This window comes from Achromobacter sp. HZ34, assembly GCF_002209485.1.
Taxonomy (GTDB): Bacteria; Pseudomonadota; Gammaproteobacteria; order Burkholderiales; family Burkholderiaceae_B; genus Bordetella_C.
Map to the genome: position 1 here is coordinate 866,973 of NZ_NJIX01000001.1, position 21,890 is coordinate 888,862.

19 protein-coding genes are annotated in these 21,890 nt (G+C 66.6%); 14 read left to right on the forward strand and 5 right to left on the reverse strand.

All coding sequences use genetic code 11. The annotated features are described in order from the left end of the window. Positions 1 to 12: 12 nt before the first annotated feature. The 6 genes from CEY05_RS03650 to CEY05_RS03675 all read left to right on the forward strand — a co-directional run bounded on the left by CEY05_RS03650 (position 13) and on the right by CEY05_RS03675 (position 5,787). Positions 13 to 1,443, forward strand: coding sequence for a nicotinate phosphoribosyltransferase (locus tag CEY05_RS03650; RefSeq protein WP_088596007.1), 1,431 nt, complete (start codon positions 13 to 15; stop codon positions 1,441 to 1,443). Positions 1,444 to 1,453: 10 nt separating this feature from the next. Continuing rightward, on the forward strand, positions 1,454 to 2,620 hold the full coding sequence (locus CEY05_RS03655; RefSeq protein ID WP_198952663.1) for an alpha/beta fold hydrolase: 1,167 nt from the start codon (positions 1,454 to 1,456) through the stop codon (positions 2,618 to 2,620). Between the two features lie 143 nt (positions 2,621 to 2,763). Next, positions 2,764 to 3,294, forward strand: a complete 531-nt coding sequence (locus CEY05_RS03660) for an ATP-binding protein (RefSeq protein ID WP_088596008.1) — start codon at positions 2,764 to 2,766, stop codon at positions 3,292 to 3,294. Positions 3,295 to 3,400: 106 nt separating this feature from the next. Next, positions 3,401 to 4,381, forward strand: coding sequence for an amidohydrolase (locus CEY05_RS03665; RefSeq protein WP_088596009.1), 981 nt, complete (start codon positions 3,401 to 3,403; stop codon positions 4,379 to 4,381). 87 nt (positions 4,382 to 4,468) lie between these two features. Further along, the gene (locus CEY05_RS03670; RefSeq protein WP_088596010.1) at positions 4,469 to 4,771 is read left to right on the forward strand and encodes a toxin-antitoxin system YwqK family antitoxin; all 303 of its coding nucleotides are present in this window, start codon (positions 4,469 to 4,471) and stop codon (positions 4,769 to 4,771) included. Between the two features lie 95 nt (positions 4,772 to 4,866). Further along, complete coding sequence (locus CEY05_RS03675) at positions 4,867 to 5,787, forward strand: hypothetical protein (protein ID WP_088596223.1); 921 nt, start codon at positions 4,867 to 4,869, stop codon at positions 5,785 to 5,787. Between the two features lie 77 nt (positions 5,788 to 5,864). On the opposite strand, the gene CEY05_RS03680 is transcribed toward CEY05_RS03675, so the two are convergent. After that, positions 5,865 to 7,403 carry an NAD(P)H-hydrate dehydratase gene (locus CEY05_RS03680; protein ID WP_233161336.1) on the reverse strand — a complete coding sequence of 513 codons (1,539 nt, stop codon included), beginning with the start codon at positions 7,401 to 7,403 and terminating at the stop codon, positions 5,865 to 5,867. Between the two features lie 314 nt (positions 7,404 to 7,717). Here CEY05_RS03680 and CEY05_RS03685 point away from each other — a divergent pair, with 314 nt between their 5' ends. Then, a complete protein-coding gene (locus tag CEY05_RS03685) occupies positions 7,718 to 8,671 on the forward strand; it encodes a GntR family transcriptional regulator (protein WP_088596011.1) in 954 nt (317 codons plus the stop codon). Between the two features lie 26 nt (positions 8,672 to 8,697). On the opposite strand, the gene CEY05_RS03690 is transcribed toward CEY05_RS03685, so the two are convergent. Next, positions 8,698 to 9,462, reverse strand: a complete 765-nt coding sequence (locus CEY05_RS03690) for a sulfite exporter TauE/SafE family protein (RefSeq protein WP_088596012.1) — start codon at positions 9,460 to 9,462, stop codon at positions 8,698 to 8,700. Positions 9,463 to 9,561: 99 nt separating this feature from the next. On the opposite strand from CEY05_RS03690, the gene CEY05_RS03695 reads away from it, so the two are divergent. Both CEY05_RS03695 and CEY05_RS03700 read left to right on the forward strand, forming a co-directional pair. Then, positions 9,562 to 10,524 (forward strand): LysR substrate-binding domain-containing protein, encoded by a 963-nt coding sequence (locus CEY05_RS03695; protein ID WP_088596013.1) that lies wholly within the window; start codon positions 9,562 to 9,564, stop codon positions 10,522 to 10,524. A gap of 2 nt (positions 10,525 to 10,526) precedes the next feature. Next, the gene (locus tag CEY05_RS03700; RefSeq protein WP_088596014.1) at positions 10,527 to 10,877 is read left to right on the forward strand and encodes a SelT/SelW/SelH family protein; all 351 of its coding nucleotides are present in this window, start codon (positions 10,527 to 10,529) and stop codon (positions 10,875 to 10,877) included. Between the two features lie 116 nt (positions 10,878 to 10,993). On the opposite strand, the gene CEY05_RS03705 is transcribed toward CEY05_RS03700, so the two are convergent. Together CEY05_RS03705 and ssuE are read right to left on the reverse strand one after the other, a co-directional pair. Beyond that, positions 10,994 to 11,209, reverse strand: a complete 216-nt coding sequence (locus CEY05_RS03705; RefSeq protein ID WP_088596015.1) for a molybdopterin-binding protein — start codon at positions 11,207 to 11,209, stop codon at positions 10,994 to 10,996. Positions 11,210 to 11,237: 28 nt separating this feature from the next. After that, positions 11,238 to 11,822: an NADPH-dependent FMN reductase gene (gene ssuE, locus CEY05_RS03710; RefSeq protein ID WP_088596016.1), complete on the reverse strand. Its 585-nt coding sequence runs from the start codon at positions 11,820 to 11,822 to the stop codon at positions 11,238 to 11,240. A 350-nt stretch (positions 11,823 to 12,172) separates the two neighbouring features. Between ssuE and CEY05_RS03715 the strand changes: the two genes are divergently transcribed. Next, the gene (locus CEY05_RS03715; RefSeq protein ID WP_088596017.1) at positions 12,173 to 12,526 is read left to right on the forward strand and encodes a PsiF family protein; all 354 of its coding nucleotides are present in this window, start codon (positions 12,173 to 12,175) and stop codon (positions 12,524 to 12,526) included. Positions 12,527 to 12,707: 181 nt separating this feature from the next. Here CEY05_RS03715 and CEY05_RS03720 read toward each other — a convergent pair whose 3' ends face one another. After that, complete coding sequence (locus tag CEY05_RS03720) at positions 12,708 to 13,868, reverse strand: alpha-hydroxy acid oxidase (protein ID WP_088596018.1); 1,161 nt, start codon at positions 13,866 to 13,868, stop codon at positions 12,708 to 12,710. Between the two features lie 336 nt (positions 13,869 to 14,204). On the opposite strand from CEY05_RS03720, the gene CEY05_RS03725 reads away from it, so the two are divergent. From CEY05_RS03725 to CEY05_RS03740, 4 genes are all read left to right on the forward strand, one after another. Next, positions 14,205 to 17,453, forward strand: a complete 3,249-nt coding sequence (locus tag CEY05_RS03725; protein ID WP_088596019.1) for an efflux RND transporter permease subunit — start codon at positions 14,205 to 14,207, stop codon at positions 17,451 to 17,453. Between the two features lie 3 nt (positions 17,454 to 17,456). Beyond that, positions 17,457 to 18,758: an efflux RND transporter periplasmic adaptor subunit gene (locus tag CEY05_RS03730; RefSeq protein WP_088596020.1), complete on the forward strand. Its 1,302-nt coding sequence runs from the start codon at positions 17,457 to 17,459 to the stop codon at positions 18,756 to 18,758. Next, a complete protein-coding gene (locus CEY05_RS03735) occupies positions 18,755 to 20,239 on the forward strand; it encodes an efflux transporter outer membrane subunit (protein ID WP_088596021.1) in 1,485 nt (494 codons plus the stop codon). Before CEY05_RS03730 ends, CEY05_RS03735 begins: the two co-directional genes overlap by 4 nt. A 98-nt stretch (positions 20,240 to 20,337) precedes the next feature. Beyond that, positions 20,338 to 21,798, forward strand: a complete 1,461-nt coding sequence (locus CEY05_RS03740) for an NAD-dependent succinate-semialdehyde dehydrogenase (RefSeq protein WP_088596225.1) — start codon at positions 20,338 to 20,340, stop codon at positions 21,796 to 21,798. Positions 21,799 to 21,890: the final 92 nt, after the last annotated feature.

Genomic DNA, 21,890 nt, shown 5'->3' on the forward strand with positions numbered 1-21,890 from the left:
GGAGCTTCCGTCATGCAATGCCTCGACAACCTGCTGCTGAACACTGACAGCTACAAAGCCAGCCACTGGCTGCAATACCCGCCCGGCACCGATGCCACGTTCTTCTATGTGGAATCGCGCGGCGGCATCTACGACCGCACCGTATTCTTCGGCCTGCAGGCGATCCTGAAGGAATACCTGTCCAAGCCCGTCACCCATGCCGATGTCGACGAGGCGCGCGACTTCTTCCAGGCGCACGGCGAACCCTTCAACGAGACCGGCTGGCGTGACATCGTCGAACGCCACGGCGGCTATCTGCCTATCCGCATCCGCGCGGTGCCCGAAGGCACGGTAGTGCCCACGCACAATGCGTTGATGACCATCGAGTCCACCGATCCCGCGGCGTTCTGGGCACCCTCCTATCTGGAGACCATGCTGTTGCGCATCTGGTATCCGATCACGGTGGCGACCATCAGCTGGCATGCCAAGCAGACCTTGCGCCAGTTCCTCGAACGCACCAGCGATGACCCGGTCGGCCAGTTGCCGTTCAAGCTGCACGACTTTGGCGCGCGCGGCGTGTCCAGCGCGGAGTCCGCGGCGCTGGGCGGCGCGGCCCACCTGGTCAACTTCATGGGCACCGATACGATTTCGGGTGTGCGTCTGGCGCAGGCGCACTATCACGAACCGATGGCGGCCTTCTCCATTCCCGCCGCCGAACACAGCACCATCACCAGTTGGGGCCGCCAGCACGAGGTCGATGCTTACCGCAATATGCTCAAGCAGTTCGCCAAGCCGGGGGCCATCGTCGCCGTGGTGTCGGACAGCTATGACATCTTCCACGCCATCCGCGAACTGTGGGGCAAGCAATTGAAGGAAGAGATCATCGAGTCGGGCGCCACGGTGGTGATCCGGCCGGACTCGGGCGATCCGGTGGCGGTGGTGCACCAGTGCCTGGAGTTGCTGGACGAGGCTTTCGGCCATACCGTCAACGGCAAGGGCTACAAGGTGCTGAACAACGTGCGGGTGATCCAGGGCGACGGCATCAATCCCACCAGCATCCGCGCCATCCTGGAACGCATCACCAGCGCCGGCTACGCCACCGACAACGTTGCCTTCGGCATGGGCGGCGCGCTGTTGCAGCAGCTGAATCGGGATACGCAGAAGTTCGCCTTGAAGTGCTCGGCGGCGCGCATCGACGGTCGCTGGGTGGATGTGTACAAGGATCCCGTGACGGACAAGGGCAAGCAGAGCAAGCGCGGCCGCATGGCCCTGATGTTCCATCCGGACCGCCACAGCTTTCGCACCGTCACGGTACCGACCGGTGTGGCCGATGTGACGGCGGCGGCCGTCGACCTGCCGCCCGGTTATGTGGACGCCATGGTCACCGTCTGGGAAGACGGCAAGTTGCTGCACGACTGGCGCTTCGCCGACATCCGCACGCGCGCCGGCGCCACGCGGCTGTGAAGAGAGCACGATGACGCGCAACCCGACGGCGGCGATCGGTCTGCCGTCCAGCCCCTCGCGCCCGTCCCAACGCCACACGCGCGTGGTGGCGGGACGGCCGTTGATGGCGTTGGTGGCACGGGCCCTGGCCGCCCTGGCCGTCGTATTGCTTGCGGGTTGCGCGGCCAGTTTCCAGCCGCAGGGCGCGGCGGTGCGCGCGCCGGCCATCGACGGCCCGGATAGCGTCCAGGGCAGCGTCCAGGGCACCCCGCTGGCACTGGCCACGCCGGACGACGCCCGCCTGCCGATGCGGGCGTGGATGCCGTTCCGGCAGCAGCCCTGGGCCGTCATCGTGGCGCTGCATGGCATGAACGATTACTCCAATGCCTTCGACATGCCCGCGCAGTATTGGGCGTATTACGGCATTGCCACCTATGCCTACGACCAGCGTGGCTTCGGTGCGTCGGCGCGGCCGGGCATCTGGTCCGATACCGACACCATGGTGGCGGATTTGAACGCAGCGGTGGCGGCGGCCCATGCGCGCCATCCGGGCGTGCCGGTCTATGTGCTGGGAGAAAGCATGGGCGGCGCGGTGGTGGCGGCCGCGTTGCGCAGCGGACCTGCCGGCAAGGAGCCGCCCCTGGCGCGTGAAATCTCGGGCGCCATCCTGTCGGCGCCTGCCACATGGGGCCGGGGGTCCATGAATCCCTTCTTCAGCCTGACGCTGTGGCTGGGCTACCAGACCTTCCCCGCCATGCATGTCTCGCCGCCGCGTGCCTTGAAAATCGTCCCCTCGGACAACATACCCATGTTGATCCAGCTGGGTGGCGACCCCTTGGTCATCAAGCGTACGCGCATCGACACGCTCAAGGGGCTGGTCGACCTGATGAGCGCGGGGGAAGACGCCATCGATCACCTGCCGCCCGGGTTGCCGACGCTGGTGATGTTCGGCCAGCATGAACAGGTGTTGCCCAAGGACCTGGTAACGGCAACGGTGAAGCGCCTGCGCGAACATGAGGCCACCGCCCGTTTACGCATCGCGCTCTACCCGGACGGCTATCACATGCTCCTGCGCGACCTGCACGCCGAAACCGTATGGCGTGACGTCATGACCTGGATGCGCTCCCCCACCGCCGCCCTGCCCAGCGGCGCGGAGCAACCCCCGACGAACCTTGCGAAAATCGGATCGGACCGGTAGGCTTATGCACATGAACCGATCCCAAGCCCATTCGATTATTCGCGCCGACACGATGCTGGCGGGATAGATGTCGACTTGAGGATGACGATAACCCGCCCAGGAGGCGGGTTTTTTGCTTTCTGGGCATCTTCGGAGAAACGAAAGTGACAACCGGACACCTCACGACGCGCCCTCACGATGAGGCCGCGCTGCATCTGGTCTGCGGCAAGATCGCCGCGGGAAAATCCACGCTGGCCGCCCGCCTCGCCCAGGCGCCACGTACCATTCTGATCAGCGAGGATGCCTGGTTGGCCAAGCTGTTCCCCGATGAGATCCATTCAGTGGACGACTACATACGCTGTGCGGCGCGCATCAAGGCGGTATTGGCCGAACACGTCGAGGCCTTGCTGCGCGCCGGGCTCGTCGTCGTGCTGGACTTGCCTTTCAACACCAGCAATTCGAGGGCGTGGGGCCTGGCCATCGCCACGCGAGCCAAATGCGCGCATCGCCTGCACTTCATCGATGTGGCGGACGACGTGTGCAAGGCGCGCCTTCGATGCCGTAATGAACTTGGCGAGCACCCCTTCCAGACGTCCGATGCGCAGTTCGATCGCATCACCAGTTTCTTCACCGCACCCGCGCCCGAGGAGCGCCTGGACGTCCTGGTCTACGATGAGTCCGGCAACGCTCGATGAGTGATTCGGGGTCCAGCCTGGCGGCGCGCACGCGTGCGGCTACACTGTGTGAGCCCGCCCCAAGCGGGTGCAAGGCAACGCTTTAAGACCCACATGGAGACGCAAGATGTACGCGAAAGAATACGGTCAAGCGATTACCCGAAGAAATGTATTGAAGGTCCTGGGCTCCCTGGCCGCCGGCGCAGGTGCCGGCGGCGGATTGTTGGCAGCCGGTTGCGCTTCGACATCGCACAACGACGGACCGCAGGTGAAATGGTCCAAGGGCACCGAACTCCCCCGCACCCGCGTGCCCGCGGACGCCTGCGACAGCCACCACCATATCTACGATTCACGCTACCCCTGGGCGCCGGAAGTCGTGCTCAAGTCCGGTGACGCCACGGTGGCCGATTACAAGAAACTGCAGCAACGCCTGGGTACCACCCGCAACGTCATCGTCCAGCCGTCCGGCTACGGTATCGACAATCGCCTGCTGGTCGAATCGATCGCTGCCTTCAATGGCAGGGCGCGCGGGGTAGCAGTGGTCAACGCCAAGGTCACCGACGCCGAACTGCAACGCCTGAACGCGGCCGGCGTGCGTGGCATCCGCTTCAACTTGCAGCAGACCGGTGCCACGACGGTGGACATGGTCCAACCGCTGGCCACGCGCATCGCGGCCATGGGCTGGCACGTGCAGATCAACGCGCCCACCGACATCATCTATCAGGCCCGTGACGTCTGGGCCCGCCTGCCCTGCCCCGTGGTCTTCGACCACCTGGCCCACGTCAACCAGACCAGCGATCCGGTCTTCGCCATGGTGCTGGGGCTGATGCAGTCCGGACGAGGCTGGGTCAAGTTGTCGGGCTTCTACATCGACACCAAGGTCGGCCCGCCGGGCTACGACGATCAGGTTGCCGTGGCCAGCGCCTACGCCCAGGCAGTGCCGGGCCGCTGCGTCTGGGGCAGCGACTGGCCCCATCCAACCGAGCAGGCCGAGAAAGGCGTACCCGACGACGCGGTGCTGCTGGACGCCTTTGCGCGGGCGGTCCCCACCGAGGCCGTCCGCAAACAGATTCTGGTCGACAACCCCAGCCGGCTATATTTCAGCTAGGCACGCCGGGCACGAAGGAAATACGGCCATCGCGCCGGCGCACCCTTCGTGCCTTGCCCCCACACACGACGATATGGACGCAGGTAGATGGAAGACTTGAACATCGCGGAAATTCCCTACGATACGGGTGAAATTCGATACCGGTACTCCAGATACCTGGCCCCTGACAGATCACGCTGGATTCGCCACGGCCTTTTTACCGCGTATCACCAGACGGGCACGCTGGCGTCCGAAGGGTCATACCAGCACGGCAAGGAACATGGTCCGTGGCGCGACTATCACGCCAACGGCAAGGTCGCCGCGGAAGGCCACTATGACCAGGGCGTCGAGTCAGGAGAATGGCAGTACTGGAGCGAAGACGGTAAGCCGCAACCGGGCCCAAGCCAGTGACCGGCCACAAATTCGAGGCCACGCCGAACGACAGTCCGACACGGGGTACGGATGCGGAAGCGAACGCGAACGCGAACGCGGACGCAGATGCGGACGTGGATGTAGATGCGGATGCGAACGCTGGCAGCCCCGCCGCGACGCGTCTTTATGCGATCCTCGCGCGAGAGGCCAGGACCGCCGTCATATTCCGCCGAGGTCCGACCAAGCAGGTGCAGTTGATACGCTGGGACCTGCGGACCGATACCTTCGAACATGGGCAATGGCTCAAAGGGCGCATCTACGAGCGGCGCTGCGATCTCAGTCCCTCAGGCAGGCTGCTGGTCTATTTCGCGGCGACCAATCGGCCGCCCATCGGCAGCTGGACGGCGATATCGAAACCGCCCTTCCTCACCGCCCTGGCACTTTGGCCGAAAACGGATTCATGGGGTGGCGGTGGCATCTTCGAGGATGAGAACACGCTGCTGCTGAACCACGCTCCCGAGCACGACGCGCATGGCTTCGAACCCGCCGCAGGCACCCGGCTGAAACCAGGCATGCAGGTCAAGCCATGCGGGCCATGGTCGGGCCGCGGCGAGGACGATCCCATCAATGCGGTCCTGCGCGAACGCGCGGGATGGCGGGATGCCGAAATCGGCGAAGGAGAACTGGGCGGCCTGCGCGCCACGGCGCTCTATCGCTACTCGAAGCCGCGGGTCATCGAAAAAGCCGGCGCCAACGGCAGGCGCCTGCAGCGCGTGCTGCACGGCGTCGGGGTCCAACAGAAGCCGTGGTATGCCCTGGACCATCGGGTACTCGATCGCGAGGGCACGGTGCTGGTCAGCATCCCGGAAAGCGACTGGGCCGATTGGGATGGTGGCGATCTGCTGTTCGCGCGCGGCGGCTGCCTCTATCGATTATCGAAAAGCCGATTCAAGGCTTATGCCGACCAGGGCGACGCTGCCTTCCAGCTCCTGCACGATTTCAGCAACGCACGCTTCACGCCCATGGCCCCCACCAGCGACGCGCTCAAATATTGACTTGATACCGGCCAGTCCTGGGCGAGCCACTCCTGGGCGGGCCGACCTCGCGCAGGCCGGCTCCATGCGCTGCAGCCTTAGTCCGGCCAGGCGCGCAAAGCACGGAGCACAGCCGGCAGTTGCCCCGGCAAGTCCTCGGACACCAAACCCGGCCCAAAGGCACGGGCCGCTTCGCCGTGCAGCCAGGCCGCACACGCCGCCGCGTCGAACGCCGTCATCCCTTGCGCCAGCAGGCCGGTAATCAAACCGGTCAGGACATCCCCGCTGCCGCCCGTTGCCAGGTCTGGCGGAGCGTTGGTGTTGATGACGACCCGGCCATCCGGAGCAGCGATCACCGTGTCCGCGCCCTTCAGCAGCACCACGGCGCCACTGCTCGCGGCGGCGGCGCGGGCGCGGTCGGTCTTGCCGCCGCTGCCCGGGAACAGCCGGCCGAATTCGCCTTCGTGCGGCGTCATCACACATGGTCCGTGGATGGCCTCGAACAGGCGCTCGCCCTGTCCCGCGAACGCCGTGATGGCATCCGCGTCCAGCACCACTGCACGTCCTGTCGCCAGGGCCGCCAGCACGTGCCGCCGCGTGTGCGCGCTGACGCCAGCGCCAGGGCCGATGGCAATGGCGTTCTTGCGCTCGTCCTGCAGCACCTCTTCCAGCGCACCGGCGTGCGCCAATGGCTGCACCATGATGCTGGTCAGCGCGCTGGCATAGACCTGCCATGCTGACGTGGGCGCCGCCACGGTAACCAGGCCCGCCCCCACGCGCGCCGCGCCCATGGCCGACAGGCGCGCGGCCCCGGTCATCACGGCACCGCCCACCACCAAGGCATGGCCACGCGCATATTTGTGCCCGTCCACACGCGGCCAGGGAAAACGCGCCAGCCACAAGGCGGGGTCATTTTCGTGCGCGCGCGGCGGTACCGTGGACAGCACGCTGGCGGGGATGCCGATGTCCGCCAGCACCAGCTCGCCACACAGCTGACGGCCAGGCAGCAATAGATGGCCCGGCTTCTTGCGAAAGAACGTCACGGTGAAATCCGCCGCCACGGCGACACCACGCACCTGCCCGCTGGCGCCATCCACGCCGCTGGGCACGTCGACCGCGCATACGGGCAGGCTGCGCGCGTCCAGGGCGTCCAGCGTGGCACGGGCCACGCCTTCGATGTCGCGCGCCAGCCCCGCGCCGAACAAAGCGTCGATGACGCCCTGCGCGCCGTCCAGCACCGCCGGCGCCAGCGGCACGACGGCCCCCGTCCACAAGGCCGCATGGTGCGCGGCATCGCCACGCAGCGCTTCGCGCTCGCCCAGCAAGGCCAGCGTCACGGGCCAGCCCGCGGCCGCCAGGTGGCGCGCCGCCACGAAACCGTCGCCGCCGTTATTGCCCGGGCCGCAAAGCACCACCACCCTGCCCGGCTGCCAGCGCGCCTGCACGGCCTGCGCGACAGCCAGGCCGGCGGCCTCCATCAGCGCCGCGCCGCCATGCCCGGCCGCCATCGCGGCGCTATCGGCACGGGCCATTTCCTCGGGGGTGAGCAAGGCTTGCGCTGAGGCCTGCGGGGAAGCTTGGGGGGCGGCTTGCGGGGCGGCTTGCAATAAGGCCTGCATGTCAACGTGGCCGGGCATGCTGCATTCCTCCAGGGTGGACTTCGGTGTGAAACATCGTCGCCACAAGTATGACAGGCGCGCGGCGGCGTCCTTGCCGGCATGCCCAGGACGTCCGCGGTCACCGCAGTTACCGCCCGCCCGTCGGGGATCCGCTCCATACACAATACCTTTCGCCGCGGGACTATCGCAAACCTGTCTGCAAAATTCACAAACTGAATCCTCCCCGAGCCCGCCCGACATGATTACACTGGGCGCAGTTCACGCAGGACGCGTTTTCGGACAGTCCGCCGACGCGGTCCCCCGCCGCCCGTCACCCCTAGATAGACAAACGCATGACCATCAAGACCGACGGCCCCGCCGTCGTTAAAGCCACCGGCGCCGCCGCGGATACATGCGAAGGCGCCGACGCGCAACCCGTGCGCATCACCCGATTGCAACGAGAACTCGCCCAGCGCCTGGCCCAGGACATCGCCGCCGGCGTTTTCGAACTCGACAGCCATCTATCCGAAAAGGCCCTCAGCGACCGCTACGAGGTGTCGCGCACGCCCGTGCGCGGCGCCCTGCGCCTGCTGGCCGAAAACGGCTTGGCACGCTGCAAGCCCAATAGCGGCTACTACGTGGCGCGCCGCGCCCAGCTCGACGACACCGAGGGCACACCGGACGGCGCGCCGTTGACCAGCGACGATCTCTACCGGCGCCTGGTGGCGGATCGCAGCTACCGCCTGCTGGAGGACAGCTTCACCGACAGCGACCTGCTGCAGCGCTACGGCGTGCCGCGCAGCACGCTGATGAAAACCCTGCTGCGCATGGCCTCCGAAGGGGTCCTGGAAAAACGCCAGGGCCACGGTTGGCGTTTTCCGGCCTCGCTGGCCGATGACGACGTGCGCAAGGAAAGCTACCGTTTTCGCATGATGATCGAATGCGCCGGCCTGCAGGACACCGCTTTTACCGTGGACCCGCGTGCGTTCCAGGATATCCGCGAACGGCACGAGGCGCTGCTGGCGGATCCCGAGCAGCCCATCGACAGCCATGAGTTCTTCACGCTGAACAGCATGTTCCATGAAATGCTGGCGCGCTGCTCGGGCAACCGCTTCATCCTGCAGGCGGTCCAGCAGCAGAACCAGCTACGGCAGATGGACGCCCACCCCAGCAGCTATCCGGTCACCGAGCTGGATCGCTATGTGCGCGAGCATCTGGACATCCTGGACGCCATGGAAGCCGGCGACCAGGAATGGGCCGTGGCGTTGATGCGGCGGCATCTGAAGGCGACCCAGTGGGCCGCGTAAGCTGAACGTCCGTCGGATTGAATCTCTTAGCCCGCCACCAGCAGATGCACGCCCAGGGCACCCAGGCCGACGAAGAACACGCGCCGGAAAGTAGGCGCGCTGACACGCTGGCGCAGCCATTGCCCGAACCACATGCCCAACAGCGCCGGCACCAGGGCCAGCAAGGAAGCCCAGGCTTCACGCCCGCTCAGAGCGCCGTTATTCATCAGATCGCCCGCCAGCGCGATGGTCGAGGCGGTGAAGGCCAGGCCCATGGCCTGCACCAGTTCATTCCTTTCCAGCCCCAGGGCCTGCAGATAGGGCACGGCCGGGATGACGAAGACGCCGGTCGCCGAGGTCACCACGCCGGTGGTCGCGCCCACCACCGGACCCAGCCAGCCTTGCATACGCGGCGGCACCGACAGGCGCACCGCCGACAAGCCGATCACCGCATAGAGCACCAGGGCCGCGCCCAGCGCGTGGCCGGCCCACCCGGTGGCGCGTCCCGCCAGCCACGCGCCCGCCACCCAGGTGCCGACACAGACCGCGACCAGCATGGGCCACAGCCGTCGCAGCAGATAGAGAAACCGGCCGCCGATCGCCAACTGCCACACGTTCGTGACCATGGACGGGATGATCAGCAGCGCCGCCGCCTGCGCCGGTGCCATGGCGACGCTGAGCAGGCCGATCGACACGGTGGGCAGGCCCAGGCCGATCCCTCCCTTGACCATGCCGGCGATCAGAAAACTGGCCACGACCAGCAGGATGAGCGTGGTGCCGCCGTCGCGGTAGAAATCGAGAATGGTGTTCATCATGGGTTGCCATGATGCCTTGCGCGCCGCCTGATGGAAATGCGGATTACACTGAGCCAGCCTTCGGCAAGGACGAAGGCTGGAATCCTTCATCCCCCAATGCACTTCGACCTGACCGACCTGCGCCTGTTCCTGCATACCGTCGATGCCGGCAGCATCACCGCCGGCGCCGCGCGTGCGCATCTGGCCCTGGCGTCGGCCAGCGCCCGCCTGCGCGCGCTGGAAGACTCGCTGGGCACGCCGCTGCTGGCGCGCGGCCGCCGTGGCGTGACGCCCACGCCGGCGGGCCAGGCGCTGGCCTATCACGCCCGCGGCGTGCTGCAGCAGGTCGATCGCATGCAGGACGACCTGAGCGATTATGCCGGCGGCCTGCGCGGCCGCGTGCGCCTGCTGTGCAACACCGCGGCCATCAGCGAATACCTGCCGGAGCCCTTGGGCGCGTTCCTGTGCGGCCACCCGAACATCGACGTCGATCTGGAGGAGCGCGCCAGCCATCGCATCGTGCCCGAGCTGCACGCGGGCAGCGCCGACGTCGGCATCGTTTCCGATGCGGTATCGCTGCAAGGGCTGGAGACCTTTCCTTTCCGCCGCGATCGCCTGGTGCTGATGGTGCCGGCCGATCACCCTCTGGCAGGGACGAAGCGTGCCGACTTCGCCGATACGCTGGCGCACAACCATGTGGGCCTGGCGCAAGCCAGTGCGATCGCCGCCTACCTGGACGACCAGGCCGCGCGCGCCGGCCAGCGGCTGCGGGTGCGCGTGCGAGTCAACAACTATGACGCGATGGCTCGCATGGTGGTCCAGGGTGTGGGCGTGGCCGTGCTGCCCCGGCCCGCGGCCTTGCGCCGGCGGGGCGCGCGCGTCCTTATACTGGAACTCACCGACGCGTGGGCCGATCGCCAGCTGATGCTGTGCGTACGCAACTGGGACAGCCTGCCGCAGTACGCACAGGCGCTGGTGCGAGCGCTCATGCAGGATGCTGCGCAAGACCCGAGGCAAGACCCGAGGCAAGACCCCGCGCGAGCCGCCGCACAAGCCCTGTCCAGACCCCCTGGAGCCTGATAATGAACAATCCTGATTTTCTTGTTCCGCCGCAGCCGGCGGTCACCCTGGAACCCGGCGCGCGCGCTTCGGTGCGCATCGCGATTACCTACTGCACGCAATGCCAATGGCTGTTGCGTTCCGCCTGGATGGCGCAGGAGCTGCTGTCGACGTTCTCGACGGACCTGGGCGAAGTGGCGCTGTTGCCCGGCACCGGCGGCATCTTCCAGATCCACTGCAACGACGTCCTGCTATGGGATCGCAAGCGCGATGGCGGCTTTCCGGATGTGAAGACCTTGAAGCAGCGGGTGCGCGACCAGATCGATCCGGACCGCGACCTGGGCCACGTGGATGGCAAGTCCTCGCAAGGCTGAGAGGCACTGAAGCGCGTGCAGGCGTTTGCGATCTTGTGGCGCGGCCGCCTGGGGGGCGGCCGGCACCGCAACGCGTAGCACATCCGCAACGAATGCAGCCGTGCCCCCCTCCACCCTTACAGCTTGGCCACCGACACTTCCGTCGCCTTCACGAAGGCCAGGACTTCCGTGCCCACCTGCAGATCCAGTTCGTGCACGGAACGGGTGGTGATGACCGACGTGACGATGCCGGCGGGCGTCTCGATATCCACCTCCGACACGACGGACCCGATGATGATTTCCTTGATCTTGCCGCGAAACTGGTTACGGGCGTTGATGGATTGAATGGCCATGCGGGAATGCTCCTCGAAGGGAAAAGGGCTAGATACTGAAGCGCGCCTGGGTCAGCAGTTGGCCCAGGTCATAGCGTTCGCTCGGCGCCGGCGCGACATGGCGGGCCAGCTGTTCGACACCACTGTGCAGCCGCTGATTCAGCTCGTCGTCAAGAATCGCGGCGCCGTCGTCCGTCAGCCGCACCTGATGTTCAGTGGCGAACACGCTGGCCAGGATGTGGCGCGCGCCCAAGGCTGACAGCACCGGCTTGAGGGTGTATTCCAGCGCCAGCAGATGGGCCAGGCTGCCGCCGGTGGCAAGCGGCAGCACCACCTTGCCGGCCAGGGCCTTTTCATCCAGAAGATCCAGCACGGCCTTCAGCCCGCCGGAAAACGACGCCTTGTAGACCGGCGTGGCGATCAGCAGCGCGCTGGATGCATGCACGCGAGCGCGCAAGGCCGCCGCGGCGGGGCCCGCGTAATGGCCTTCGATCAGGTCTTCGGCCGGCAGGTCACGCAGGCCCAGCGTGCTGACGGCCAGGCCGCGTTCGCCCAACAGGGCGGCGGCACGGTGCAATAAGGCGGAGGAACGGGAAGTAAGGGAAGGACTGCCAGCCAGCGCGAGTACGGTCATTGATGTTTTGCCACGGATACCGCCGGCGCCTGAAGCAAGGCCGGCACGGAGTGAGTACTGGGCAAGATCCTAGGCCGTGGCCCGCGCCGCAACAACTAAATATCCGGCATATGGGTATGACCGGCTGCCACCCAACCGCAGGCAATGAATGACGGCAGGGTTTTCCTGGCAGTGGCGCGTAGCGGGGACGCGGGACGCGCGGCCGAGCCGTCGGGCGGCAACATCCTTTTGCAAGATATGCGGACTCCCCCCGATGTCATAAGCAATAACCTTATGCAAGAATCGCCGGAACCGGGCGCTGCGCCCTGGTTGCGCCAAACCGTCGCCACACGGAGCAAGGAGCAAGCCAGATGAAGAACCGTTCCAGCCAAATGTTCGCGGCCGTTCTGTTGGCCGTCAGCTGCAGCGCACCGGTCTGGGCGCAGACCACGCCGGCGCCGGCCACGCCCAGCAACGGCAAGGCCCTGACCCCGCAGCAAAAGCGCATGTCGGATTGCAGCACCGCCAACAAGGGCAAGACGGGCGAAGCCTACAAAGCCGGCGTCGCCGCCTGCCTGAAAGGCGACAAGCCCGCCGAAACCGGCAAGACCCTGACGCCGCAACAGCAACGCATGAAGGACTGCAACGCCGAGGCCGCCACCAAGTCTCTCAGCGGTGACGCCCGCAAGACGTTCATGAGCACCTGCCTCAAAAGCAAGGGCTGATGGCAGCGCGCCAGGCGCCGTCTTATTAACCAGGGCCCCTTTGGGGGCCTTGGATCTTTCCTGGAGCCTCTGATGCGCTACAGGCGCAACGGGGCCCCAGCCCAAAAAGCAAGGCCCCCTGGGGGGCCTTGAATTTCTTCTGTGCATTCCCGCCTGAAAACAGGCAAGCCCGAACCCGCCTTCAATACGTCCCGGCCACCAGCACGTCGCGATCGATCTGATGGATATCGCGATACCCGCACAGCGCCATGGTGACGTCCAGTTCCCTGGCCAGGATCTCCAGCACCTTGGTCACCCCTTCCCGGCCACCCGCGCCCAGGCCATACAGGAAAGGCCGTCCTATCATCACGCCACGGGCGCCCAGGGCGACGGCGCGCAGGATGTCCTGTCCGGACCGGATGCCGCCATCCATCCACACCTCGATGTCCTTGCCGACGGCATCCACCACCTGCGGCAGCATGGCCACCGAAGACACCGCGCCATCCAGCTGACGCCCGCCATGGTTGCTGACGATCAGCGCATCCGCCCCGGTGTCCACCGCATGGCGCGCGTCTTCCGGATCCAGGATGCCCTTGAGGATCAGCTTGCCGCCCCAACGCTTCTTGATCCACTCCACGTCGTCCCAGCTCAAGGTGGGATCGAACTGCTCCGCCGTCCACGCGCCCAGCGACGACAGATCCGTCACGCCCTTGGCATGGCCGGCGATGTTGCGGAAGGTGCGGCGCTGCGTGCGCAGCATGTTCCAGCACCAGGCCGGCTTGGTGGCCAGGTTCATCAAATTGCCCAGCGTCATCCGCGGCGGCGCGCTCAGGCCATTGCGCAGGTCCTTGTGGCGCTGGCCCAGGATCTGCAGGTCCAACGTCAACACCAGGGCCGAACATTTGGCGGCCTTGGCACGGTCGATCAGGCGTTCGATGAAATCCCGGTCCCGCATGACGTACAGCTGGAACCAGAACGGCGCGGTGGTATGCGCCGCCACGTCCTCGATCGAGCAGATGCTCATGGTCGACAGTGTGAACGGCACGCCGAAGGCCTCGGCCGCCTGCGCCGCCAGGATTTCCCCATCGGCATGCTGCATCCCGGTCAGGCCGGTCGGCGCCAGGGCCACCGGCATGGCAGCGGACTGCCCCACCATGGTAGTGGCCAGCGTGCGGTTCTCCATATTGCGCGCCACCCGCTGGCGGAAGCGGATCTTCTGCAGGTCCTCTTCGTTGGCGCGATAAGTCGACTCCGTCCATGAACCTGAATCGGCGTAGTCGTAGAACATGCGGGGAACGCGGCGGCGCGCCACGCGGCGCATGTCTTCAACGGTTGCAATAAAGGTATTGGAGGGAAGCGGCATGGTGTTAGGCGATGCAAACAAGAACGAGGCGAGAGCTTAACCCAGCATGGCCCCAGGGATTTTCCGCAACGCAGCATCCGCCCCCTCTACATCCTTTGGCCTGATCTTTACACCGTTACCAGCATCCAACGGTATACCGATATAGCGTTTGCCCTGCTTGCGCGAATCCTGAACATCCCTAAGAATACTTGTTACTTTTCGTATACCTCCCCGCCCCTGTGCCTGTCCCTCCAGACGCCGGGGCGCGGAGTGCTGCGAAGGCCCATTTGCTGAATCGCCCTGCCCGGGCCGCCCATCATGAAGCTGCTGTCCCCCTCGTCCTGGAAGATGTGAGCCGTGTCAGCCGTTCAACTGGCATTGCGCCGCCCCTACACCTTCATCGTCATGGCCTTGCTGATCCTGTTGGCAACGCCGTTCGCGCTGATGCGCATGGCGACCGACATCTTCCCGGAAATCAATATTCCGGTGGTCAGCGTCATCTGGACCTATAACGGCCTGTCCGCGCAGGAAATGGGATTGCGCATCGCCGCGTCCAACGAGCGCGGCCTGACCACCACGGTCAGCGATATCGAACACATAGAATCGACCTCGCTGGCGGGCATCACCGTCATCAAGATTTTCTTCCAGCCCACCGCCAACATCCAGACGGCCATCGCCCAGGTGGTGGCGGCCGAACAGACCCAGGTGCGCCAGTTGCCGCCCGGCATCACGCCGCCGCTGGTGATCAAGTATTCCGCCTCCAGCATCCCCGTCATCCAGCTGGGCCTGTCCAGTCCCACCCTGCCCGAACAGACGCTCTACGACGTCGCCATGAACCAGTTGCGGCCGCAGCTGGTCACCATCCCCGGCGTGGCGGTGCCGGCTGCCTATGGCGGCAAGACGCGCGTGATCTCGGTGGACCTGGACTTGCAGGCCCTGCAGGCGCGCGGGCTGTCTTCCGCGGACGTGGTCAATACCATCAACGCGCAGAACCTGATCCTGCCGTCGGGCACGGCGAAATTCGGCGAGACCGAATACTCGATCAAGATGAACAGTTCGCCGGTCACCCTGGCGGGCATGAACAACCTGCCGGTGCGTTCCATCCCGGGCGGCGGCACGACCTATCTGCGCGACGTCGCCTATGTGCGCGACGGCTTCACGCCGCAGACCAATGTGGTGCGCCAGGACGGCGCGCGTGGCGTGCTGCTGTCGGTGCTGAAGAACGGCGGCGCCTCCACGGTGGACATCGTCAACAACCTGCGCGAGATGCTGCCGCGCGCGGTCCAGCTGCTGCCTTCCGACGTCAAGGTGACGCCGCTGTTCGACCAGTCGGTCTTCGTGAAGGCCGCCGTCAAAGGCGTGGTGCTGGAAGCGCTGATCGCCGCCGCCCTGACCGCCGCCATGGTGCTGCTGTTCCTGGGCAACTGGCGCAGCACGCTGATCATCGGCCTGACGATTCCGCTGTCCATCCTGGCGTCCATCCTGGTGCTGCAGATCACCGGCGAGACACTGAACCTGATGACGCTGGGGGGCCTGGCGCTGTCCGTGGGCATCCTGGTGGACCAGGCCATCGTCACCATCGAGAACATCGAACGCCACCTGCACCTCGGCACCGAATTGAAGGAAGCCATCCTTACCGGCGCCAATGAAATCGGCACGGCGGCGCTGGTGTCCACGCTGTGCATCTGTATCGTGTTCGTGCCGATGTTCTTCCTGTCCGGCGTGGCGCGCTTCCTGTTCGTGCCACTGGCCGAGGCGGTGGTCTACGCCATGATCGCGTCCTATATCCTGTCGCGCACCCTCGTGCCGACCCTGGTGATGCTGCTCATGGCCGGCCATCACGACAACGCCGGCAGCAACAGCCTGCTGCAACGGGTGTATCGCGCCTTCGACCGCCGCTTCGAACGGCTGCGCCGCTCCTATACCCTGGCCCTGTCGGCGCAGCTGTCGCGGCGCAAGGCTTTCGCCCTGGCCTTTCTCGGCTTCAGCCTGCTGTCCTGCGCCCTCTACCCCTTCCTGGGCCGCGACTTCTTCCCCACCGTGGACGCCGGCCAGTTGCGCCTGCACATGCGCGCGCCCACCGGCACCCGCATCGAAGAGACCGCGCGGCTGGCCGACGAGGTCGAACGCCATATCCGCACCCTGATACCCGCCGAGCAATTGGAGACCATCCTCGACAACCTCGGCGTGCCGAACAGCGGTATCAACCTGTCCTACAGCAACGCCGGCACCTTCAGCACCCTGGATGGCGAGATCCTGATTTCCCTGCGCGAAGGCCATGAGCCCACCGAGAAGTTCATCTCGATGCTGCGCATGGACCTGCCGCGCCAGTTCCCCGGCGTGGAGTTCTTCTTCCAGCCGGCCGACATCGTCACGCAGATCCTGAACTTCGGCCTGCCGGCCGCCATCAACGTGCAGTTCACCGGCCAGAACTACACCGCCAATGCGGAACTGGCGGCCGAACTGGTGAAAGCGGTGCGCAACATCCCCGGCGCCGTGGACGCGCACGTACACCAGCGCCTGGACCTGCCCACCGTCAACCTGGAAATGGACCGCTCGCGCCTGCAGCAGATGGGCCTGAGCCCGGCCAACGTCGGCCAGAACGTGCTGATCGCCCTGTCCGGCAGTTCGCAGACCTCGCCCGCCTTCTGGCTCAACCCGCAGAACGGCGTGGTCTACAACGTCACCACCCAGACGCCGCAATACAACATCGACTCGCTGGATCGGCTGCTGAACCTGCCCGTGGGGGCTCCTGGGGCATCCGGGGCCACGGGCGGCACCGGGGCCGGCACGCCGGGCGGCAGCACCCAGCTGCTGGGCAACCTGGTCGAAGCCTCGCAGACGCGGCAGCCGGCGGTCATGTCGCGCTACAACATCCTGCCGGCCATCGACGTCTACATCAGCGTGCAGGGCACCGACCTGGCCAGCGTCGCCAACCAGGTGGAACGCCAGGTCGACGCGCTGCGCGCCAAGCTGCCACGCGGCAGCCAGGTGACCATCCGCGGCCAGGTGCAGACCATGCAGTCGTCCTTCACGGGCCTGATCGTGGGCCTGGCCATGGCCATCGTGCTGGTGTACCTGCTGGTGGTGGTGAACTTCCAGTCCTGGATCGATGCGCTGATCATCATCAGCGCCCTGCCCGCGGCCCTGGCCGGCATCGCCTGGATGCTGTTCATTACCGGCACCACGCTAAGCGTGCCGGCGTTGACCGGCGCCATCATGACCATGGGCGTGGCCACCGCCAACTCCATCCTGATGGTGTCCTTCGCGCGCCAGCGGCGCGAGGAAGGCGCCACTGTCCTGGCCTCCGCGCTGGAAGCCGGCGCCACCCGTATCCGCCCGGTGCTGATGACCGCGCTGGCCATGATCATCGGCATGATTCCCATGGCCCTGGGCCTGGGCGAAGGCGCCGAGCAGAACGCACCGCTGGGCCGTGCCGTCATCGGCGGCCTGCTGTTCGCCACCGTATCCACGCTGTTCTTCGTGCCGGTGGTCTATGCCGGCGTGCACTCCCGACTGGCCCAGCGCGCCGCCAGACGGGCAGCGCGGCGCGGCCCACCCCATACCGATCCCATTACGCCCGACCCCGCGCGGCAGGAGACCTGATCCATGTCGGAAGAAAGACATCACGCGCTAGGGATTCATCCCCTGAGCAGCGAACCCGGCGGCGCCGACCTGCCCTCGCGCGACCGTATCGTGCGCCGCCTGCGTTGGCTGACGCTGGGGGTGATGGTGCTGCTGGTACTGGGCGCCGCCCGCACCATCATCGCGCGCGTGCAGACCGGCAGCGAGCTGCGCGAAGGCACCGCGGAACGCGCCATCCAATACGTACAGACCGCCACGCCGTCGACGCCGGAAAAGGGCCAGACGCTGACCCTGCCGGGCACGCTGCAGGGCTATGTGCAATCGCCGCTGTCGGCGCGCGCCAGCGGCTATTTGAAGACGTGGACCAAGGACATCGGCAGCCGCGTCGAGAAAGGCGATCTGCTGGCCGAGATCGAAACCCCGGAAATCGACCAGCAGCTGTCGCAGGCCGTGGCCGCGCGCGAACAGGCCGCCGCCGCCATGGAACTGGCGCGCAGCACGCAGTCGCGCTGGGAAGCGCTGCGCCAGAAGGATGTGGTTTCGCAGCAGGACCTGGACGAGAAACGCGGTGCCGCCGCACAGGCGCGCGCCAATTACGCAGCGGCGCAGGCCAATGAACAGCGCCTGCGCCAACTGGAAGGCTTCAAGCGCATCGTGGCGCCCTTCGCCGGCGTGCTCACGCGCCGCAACGTCGACGTCGGCGACCTGATCGACGCCGGCAGCGGGCGGCCGCTGTTCGTGCTGTCGCAGACCGACCCGCTGCGCGTGTACCTGAACGTGCCGCAGAGCTACGCCCAGCGCATCAAGCCGGGCCAGCACGTGGTGGTGACCCAGTCCGAACTGCCGGGACAGAATTTCAACGGTGTGATCGCCCGTACGGGGGCCTCCATCGATCTCGCCACCCGCACCATGCAAGTGGAGATCGCCCTGCCGAACGCGGACAGGCAGCTGTTGCCGGGCGCGTATGTGCAGGTGGACCTGCAACTGCCGCCGGGCGACGCACTGGTGCTGCCGGCCAATGCGCTGATGTTCCGCAAGGAAGGCGCGCTGGTGGCGGTGGTCGACGAGGCCGGCAAGGTCAGTCTGCGCAAGGTCACGGTGGGCCGCAACTATGGGCAGACGGTGGAAGTGCCGCAAGGCGTGGCGGCGACCGACCGCGTGGTGCTGAATCCGGCCGACTCGCTGGCCAACGGCGATGTGGTGTCCGTGGCGACGAAGGCGCCGGCGCAGGCTGCCGGGACGGCTTCTGGGACGGCTTCTGGAACGGCTTCTGAAGCGGCTTCCAGGAAAGACGCGGCCGCCCCTGCCCGGGGCCAGGACAAATGAGGTTGCTGCCGCTGGCGGGTCTGGGTGTATTGCTGCTGTCCGCCTGCAGCATGGCGCCGGAATATCACAAGCCGCCGCCCGACGTGCCGGTCAGCTGGAAGCTGGAAGCGCCCTGGCGCGCGGCCGCCCCGCGCGACGACATGCCCAAGGGCGCATGGTGGCTGCGCTACCAGGATCCCACGCTGAACGCGCTGCAGGACAAGCTGCTGGCCGCCAACCCCAACCTGGAAGTGGCCAGCGCCCGCCTGGCACAGGCGCGCGCGCAGGCCACCGCGGCCACGGCTGGCCTGTTCCCCACCATAGGCACCAATGCCCGGGTGCAGCGCCTGAAGATATCCGCCAACCGTCCGCTGACCAACTACGACGCGCCGCTGTACGAGACCGTGCAGAACGACTACACACTGTCGTTCAACACCAACTACGAGGTGGACCTGTTCGGCCGCGTGGCGAATTCGTTGGCGGCGGCGCGCGCGAATTCAGAGCAATCCGAGGCGGACCTGCGCAACGCGCGCCTGGTGCTGACCGCCGAACTGGCGTCCAACTACGTCAACCTGCGCGCGATGGACAACGAGATCGACGTGGTGCGCCGCTCCGTCGGCCTGCAGCGGCGCGCGCTGGAATTGATCACCGCGCGCTATGACGGCGGCGCGGCGTCGGGCCTGGAAGTGGCGCAGCAGCAAGCCCTGCTGGACAACACGCTGACCCAGATCGACATCCTGGCGCGCCAGCGCGCGCAGTACGAACATGCCATCGCCAGCCTGACCGGTACGCCCGCGCCGCAGTTCGAACTGGCGCCCGACGTCCGCAATATGACGCCGCCTGCCGTGCCGCTGGGTGTGCCGTCCGACGTGCTGGAGCGCCGTCCCGACGTGGCGGCGGCGGAACGCGCCATGGCGTCGGCCAATGCGCAGATCGGCGTGGCGCGCGCGGCCTTCTATCCCAGCTTCACGATCGGCGCCGGCTACGGCGTCGACAGCCGCCTGCTGGGCACCCTGTTCGATGGCCCCAGCACCTTGTGGAACCTGGGCGTGTCGATGGCGCAGACGATCTTCGACGGCGGCCGCATCAGCGCCAACGTCGACTTCGCGCGCGCCGGTTACCAGGCCACCGCGGCGAATTACCGCCGTGTGGTGCTGATTGCCATGCAGGAGGTGCAGGACGGCATCAGCGGCCTGGCGGCGCTGGAACGCGCCAGCGCGCAGGCGCAGACTGCCGTGGCCGACAGCCGCAAGGTGCTGGACATGGCCACGTCGCGCTATTCGGGCGGCGCCACCACCTACCTGGACGTCATCACGGCACAGCAGGCGGTGCTGAACACGGAACGCCAGGCGGCCCAATTGGCCGGCCAACGCATGCTGGTCTCGGTCTTCCTGATCAAGGCGCTGGGCGGCGACTGGGAAAACGCGCCCGCCGTCGCCAGCAACGAGGCGCCTGGCGCCCCCGTGCCCGGCGGCGCCAACGCAGGCAGCACCGGACCATGACGCCCTGAAGCGCAGTCCGAATAGCGGATTTGGGTCCCGCGCCCAATCCGCTTACGATAGTCCGGTGCATACCTGAGGAGAGCACCGTGACCGTATCCTTGACCCAGAAGCTGCAACGCCCCGACCTCCTGCGCGACGCCTGCTATATCGATGGCAAGTGGCACAGCGCGGGCAGCGGCCCCAGTATCCCCGTCACCAATCCCGCCACCGGCGCGACCATCGTCGCCGTGCCCAAGCTGGGCCGCGCCGAGACCGAACATGCCATCGAGCGCGCCCGCGCCGCCCTGCCCGGCTGGGCCGCCAGGCCGGCCAAGGAACGGGCCGCCGTGCTGCTGAAATGGGCCCAGCTGATGATGCAGCACCAGCAGGACCTGGCCACCATCATGACGTCGGAACAGGGCAAGCCGGTCACCGAAGCGGCGGGCGAAATCGCCTACGCCGCCTCGTTCCTGGAATGGTTCGGCGAAGAAGCCAAGCGCATGGACGGCGAAGTGCTGCAAAGCCCCAAGGGTGGCCAGCGCATGATGGTGTTGAAGCAGCCGATCGGCGTGTGCGCCGCCATCACGCCGTGGAATTTCCCCGCCGCGATGATCACGCGCAAGCTGGGTCCCGCGCTGGCGGCCGGCTGCACCATGATCGTCAAGCCCGCCCAGCAGACGCCCCTGACAGCCCTGGCCCTGGCCGTGCTGGCCGAGGAAGCGGGCGTGCCGGCGGGGGTCATCCATGTCATCACCGGCAGCTCCAGCGACATCGGCGCGGCGCTGTGCGAAAGCGAGACCGTGCGCAAGCTCAGCTTCACCGGCTCCACCGAAGTGGGCCGCAAGCTGATGGCGCAATGCGCGCCCACCATCAAGAAGCTGTCGCTGGAACTGGGCGGTAATGCGCCTTTCCTGGTGTTCGACGACGCCGACCTGGACAAGGCCGTCGACGGCATCATCGCCTCGAAATTCCGCAATGCCGGCCAGACCTGCGTGTGCGCCAACCGCATCTACGTGCAGGACGGCATCTACGACGAACTGGCCGCTCGGCTGGTGAAGAAGGTGCAAGGCTTCAAGGTCGGCGACGGTTTCGAAAATGGCGTCACGCAAGGGCCCCTCATCGACGAGCACGCCGTCGCCAAGGTGCGCGAGCACATCGACGACGCCACCAAGCACGGCGCGCGCGTGATCACGGGAGGCGAGCCGCATGCCTTGGGCGGTACGTTCTTCCAGCCCACCGTGGTCCGCGACGTCACGCAGTCCATGCGTTTCGCGCAGGAGGAAACGTTCGGCCCGGTGGCGCCGCTATTCCGCTTCCGCACCGAGGAAGAGGCCCTGGCCATGGCCAACGACACCATCTTCGGCCTGGCCGCCTACTTCTTCACCCGCGACAACGCCCGTGTATGGCGCGTGTCCGAAGGCCTGGAATACGGCATCGTCGGCATCAACACCGGCCTCATTTCCAATGAGGTCGGGCCCTTCGGCGGCGTCAAGCAGTCCGGCCTGGGACGCGAGGGCTCGCGCCACGGGCTGGAAGAGTACGTGGAGTTGAAGTATCTGTGCATCGATATTGCAGAGTGATGGCTGCAGCCTGAAAGCTGCTGCGCGGCACGGCTGGCAAGCCCGCGCCGCGCAAATCCATCGGCTCAATCCATCGTTACGGCAGCTGTCTG